4 protein-coding genes are annotated in these 4,559 nt (G+C 73.0%); all 4 read right to left on the reverse strand.

Annotated features, from left to right (window positions below):
- Positions 1-938 (reverse strand): anchored repeat-type ABC transporter permease subunit (locus tag ACTIDRAF_RS0222950; protein ID WP_016701049.1); only part of this gene is annotated, 938 nt, incomplete at its 3' end.
- The gene (locus tag ACTIDRAF_RS0222955; protein ID WP_016701050.1) at positions 935-1,687 is read right to left on the reverse strand and encodes an anchored repeat-type ABC transporter ATP-binding subunit; all 753 of its coding nucleotides are present in this window, start codon (positions 1,685-1,687) and stop codon (positions 935-937) included. The genes ACTIDRAF_RS0222950 and ACTIDRAF_RS0222955, both read right to left, overlap by 4 nt.
- On the reverse strand, positions 1,680-2,567 hold the full coding sequence (locus ACTIDRAF_RS0222960) for a TIGR03773 family transporter-associated surface protein (protein ID WP_016701051.1): 888 nt from the start codon (positions 2,565-2,567) through the stop codon (positions 1,680-1,682). The genes ACTIDRAF_RS0222955 and ACTIDRAF_RS0222960 overlap by 8 nt, the downstream gene beginning before the upstream one ends.
- Positions 2,567-4,117 (reverse strand): anchored repeat ABC transporter, substrate-binding protein, encoded by a 1,551-nt coding sequence (locus ACTIDRAF_RS0222965; RefSeq protein ID WP_039789005.1) that lies wholly within the window; start codon positions 4,115-4,117, stop codon positions 2,567-2,569. Before ACTIDRAF_RS0222965 ends, ACTIDRAF_RS0222960 begins: the two co-directional genes overlap by 1 nt.
- Positions 4,118-4,559 lie beyond the last annotated feature (442 nt).

The following is a 4,559-nucleotide window of genomic DNA, read 5'->3' on the forward strand; positions in this document are numbered from 1 at the left end:
CCGGCGGCGGAGACGCCCAGCCCCGCCTCCGACGCGGTCCCGGCGCGCCCGTCGTCGTCCGACCCTGCCGAATCCGCCCCGGATTGGCGGGACCGGGCCCGCCAACGGGACACCAGGCCGTGCCGGGGAGCGAGGAACCAGCACACCAGGAACGTCACCGTCGCGGTCAACACGATCATCCCGCCCGCCGCCAGGTCCAGCGCGTAGGAGAGGTACAGCCCCACCACCGACGACGACGCCCCGATGGCCGGGGCGAGCAGCATCATCACCCCCAACCGGTCGGTGAGCAGCCGCGCGCACGCCGCCGGGGTGATGAGCAGCGCCAACACCAACACGTTCCCGACCGCCTGGAGCGAGATGACGATGGCCACCGTGACCATCGCGTAGAGCGCCATGTCCAGCCAGAACACCGGCAGCCCCACCGAGCGGGCCGTCTCCCGGTCGAGGCTGACGGTCACGACCTCCTTGGACAGCGCTAGCGCCGAGGCGACCACGGCCCCGCCGACCAGCGCCACCCCGAGGACGTCGGAGTCGCTGATGCCCAGGATCGACCCGAACAGGAACGACTCGAGCGACCCGCTGTACCCCGGTGCCGTGCTGAGGATGACGATGCCGAGCCCGAAGGCACCCGCGAAGAAGACCCCGATGACGGTGTCCTCCCGCAGCCGCCGGTTCTGTGAGAAGACGGCGACCAACAACGCCGTGACCAGGCCGGCGACCGCGCCCCCGACCACGAGGTTCGCCTGGAGCACGAAGGCCACCGCCACCCCGGGGAAGACCGCGTGCGAGACGGCGTCACCGATGAAGGCCATGCCCCGCAGCACCACGTGGGTCCCGATGACCCCGCAGACCACCCCGGACATGATCGCCACCAGGAACGCCCGCCGCATGAACACCTGGTCCCACGGTTCCACGAGGAAGTCGAGCACACCGCTCACGTGTCCACCCCCAGCGAACGCAGCAGCGAGGTCGAACGGGCCACCCCGAAGGCGGCCAACCACACCGAGGCGTCCCGCAGCGCCGAGGGCGGCCCGTCGGCGATCACCGTGCGGTTGAGCAGGCACAGGCGGCTCGACAGGGACGCGGCGGCCGGCAGGTCGTGGGTCGTCATGAGCAGCGCCCTGCCCTCCTGCCGCAACGCCTCGAACAGGTCGGTGAGCAACTCCTGGGTGGGCACGTCCAGCCCGGTGAAGGGCTCGTCGAGCAGCAGCAGCTCCGGGCGGAGGGCCAGCGCCCTGGCCACCAGCACCCGTTGCCGTTGGCCCCCGGACAGCTCCCCCACCGGGCGGCGCCGGAGCGGGCCGAGCGAGACCCGGTCGAGGGCCTCGTCCACGGCGGCCCGGTCCACGGCACCGGGCCGCCGGAGCCAGCCGATGCGGTGGACCCGACCGGTCATGACCGCCCTCTCCACCGAGATCGGGAAGTCCCAGGCGAACTCGTGCCGCTGCGGCACGTACCCGACCGTGCCCCGGGCCCGGTCGGGCGTGCGGTCACCCAGGCGGATCGTCCCGGCACGCGGGGGGAGGAGCCCGAGGACCGCGCGGAGCAGGGTGGTCTTCCCCGCGCCGTTCGGCCCGATCAGACCCACCAGCTCACCGGCCGACACGGCCAGGCTCACGTCCCGCAGGGCGGTGCGGCCACCGAGGTCGACGGAGAGCCCGTCGACCCGCACCAGGGGGTCAGCCATGGCCGGAGCCCTCCCGTCCCCTCGCGCGGCGGTACCACCACAGCCAAACCGCCACCAGCACCAGCCCCGCAACACCGACAGCGATGGCCAGCACCACCGGCCCGCCGGTCGACCCGTCCTCACCCGGGTCCGGGTCCTGGGCCGCCGCGTCGGGCGCCGGACCGGAGGGCTCGGGGTCGTGGCGGATCAGCTCGGTGTCGAAGGCCGCCTCGGGATCACCCCCGCCGGCGAAGAACCGGAGGGTGCCCCGGTCGCTGACCTGCTGCCCGTCGTCCAGCCGCGCGCTCATCTCGATGTCGAGCAGGTACGCGCCGGGTTCCAGGAACGCCCAGTTGCCGTGCACGTGCGTGTTGACCTCGACACCGGAGGTCTGCGGGAACTCCTCCCGGCTGTCGAAGACGGGTTCGGGTTCACCGAAGCTCCCGTTGAGGAACAACGCGAGTTCCCCCGGCCCCTCCACCGCGTGCAACGACCAGGTCACCTCCCGGGCCACCCGGGTGGCCACCTCGGTGTCCTGCGTGTTCCACCCCGGCCACAACACGCCCTCCTCCTGCGCCTGGGGCAGCAGCCAGACCTCGTCACCGGGGGCGCCGAGGAAGGAGAACGCCTCGTCCTCGGGAACCTCCACGGTGGCCAGGTCGGTGACGTGCAGCACGACGTCGTCCAGCGACCGCCAGACCGGCGGGTCCACCGTGTCGTCACGCACCCGGAGCACCCAGGCCCCGTCCTCGAACCGGGGGCCGATGTCCACGTGCCCTTCGGCGATGACCACCCGCTCGGCGTCGGCGGCGGGGTCGTCGGGAGCGAGGCCCACCGGTGCCGCCGCCACCGCGAGCACGCCGGCCACTCCCGCCAACCCGACCCCGGTCCAGCCCGCCATCACGCGCCACCCAGGCAGCGACGCAGCTCGTCGGCGTTGTGCCGCATCATGTCGAGGTAGTTGTCGACGTCGTCGCCGAAGGCGTCCCCGTAGAGGGTGCACACCTCGACGTCCTGGTCGTCGGCTACCTGGGTCAGGACCGATGCGCGTTGCACCAGGTTGGGTTCCATGAACACGGCGGGCACCTCGAGGTTGCGGATGGTGTCGGTGAGGGTGTTGACCTGGCGGACGCTGGGTTCCTGCGCCGGGTTCGGGACCACGAACCCGGCGACGGTCAGGTCGTAGGCGTCGGCGAGGTAGCCGAACGCGTCGTGGGTGGTGATCAGCTGGCGGTTCTCCTCCGGGATCTCCGCCAGCGTGCGGCGCACGTAGTCGTCGACCTCGCCGAGCTCGTCGAGGTAGGCGCGGGCGCGTTCCCGGTAGGTCTCGGCGCCGTCCGGGTCGGCCTCGATCAGCGTGTCGCGGATGTGCTGCACGTAGGCGGCGGCGTTCTCCACGTTCTGCCACAGGTGGGGGTCGATCTCGCCGTGGACGTGCTTGCCGAGCACGGCCTGCGGTAGCTGGAAGACCAGCGTCCCCGGTTCTCCCAGGAAGGAGAACCTGTCGTCGTCGGGCACCTCCTCCCGTGCGCGGTTGGGGACGTCGATGACGGCGTCCTCGGCGGGGACGACGAGCTGGTCGGTGCCGGTGGTCCCGGAGTCGGTGTAGGCGTAGAGCTCACCGGTGTCGAGGTCGACGGTCAGGTCGGTGTGGCCGTCGTCGAGGATGACCGCGTCTCCCGCCACCTCCACCGAGTGCGGGTCCACCCCGACGGCGAAGGTGAACGTGTCCGCACCCAGTTCCACCGGGTCGGCGTCGTCCCCGACGTCCAACGCGGCCTCCAGCGTGAGCCGGTACACCCCGGGTTCGGTGAACGCCCAGTTGACGTGGGTGTGCGCGGCGGGCGGCAGGACGGCGAGGTCGGTGTCGTCGAAGCCGGTCGCCGAGTCGAAGTAGACCTCCGGGGCGCCCAGGGTCTGGGTCAGGTAGACGGCCAGGTCGCCGGGCCCCTCCACCGCGGTGGCCCGCAGCTCGACCTGGGAGGTGCGGGTGGCACCGTGCTCCGCGCCGTCCCCGCGCACGCGGAGCCCGAGCCACAGCACGTCGAGGCCGATGTTCTCCACCAGGGGGATGACGCGGGCGCCGTAGCTCTCGGAGATCTCGGCCAGCGAGACGTTCAACGAGCCCTCGGGCAGGTTGTTGTCGATGGTCCGGATCAGCGCCTGTTCCTCCAGGAGGAGGTGGTTGGTGAACGCCACGTCGGCCCTGGTGACCCGTCCCGCGTCCGCCGGGGTGGGCTCGTAGGAGTGGGGGTCCCCGCCCGGGGGCACCAGCGAGCTGCTGCTCACCCTGTCCCCGCCCACGCTGGCCACCAGGTCGGCGAGTATCTCCGTCGTGCTGATGACGACGAGCTCACCGTCGTCGGCGCCACTCGCTCCGGCGCACGCCGACGTCGCCGTCAGCAGTGCCGCGGCCGCGGCCGCGCACACCGCTCGTCGGGGAACGGGCATCGCGATGTCCTCGTCTTCCGCCGGCGGGGCCGGCACTCGTGGGTGGGTGCTTGTCGTCCTCCTCGGCCCGGCGCGGGGCGCCGTCGAGACGGGCGAGGCGCCGGGCTGGCCCCGGTGGGGCGCCGGCGAAGGCGGTGATGGCTGGTCGGTCGGTCACGGGTGGCCCCGTTCCGGTGCTGGTGGTGCGCGGTGTCCACCCGGGACGGGGAGGAGGCCGGACCGGGCGGCGCCGGCGGTGGCCTCGGGTTCCGGTGGCACGTGGCCCGCCCGCCGCCCCGGCCGGAGCGGCGGAGCTGGTGACCGGGGCCGGGCACGCGGGGAGCCCGGGGCCGGCACCCCGGGTTTCCCCGGCCTCGCGGCTCCCCGCACTCATCCGGCCGGGGTGCGCGAGCGGGCACGACCGAACCACCACACGAGGCCGCCGAGGACGAGCAGCAGCCCG

Source organism: Actinoalloteichus spitiensis RMV-1378, from assembly GCF_000239155.1.
GTDB lineage: Bacteria > Actinomycetota > Actinomycetes > Mycobacteriales > Pseudonocardiaceae > Actinoalloteichus_B > Actinoalloteichus_B spitiensis.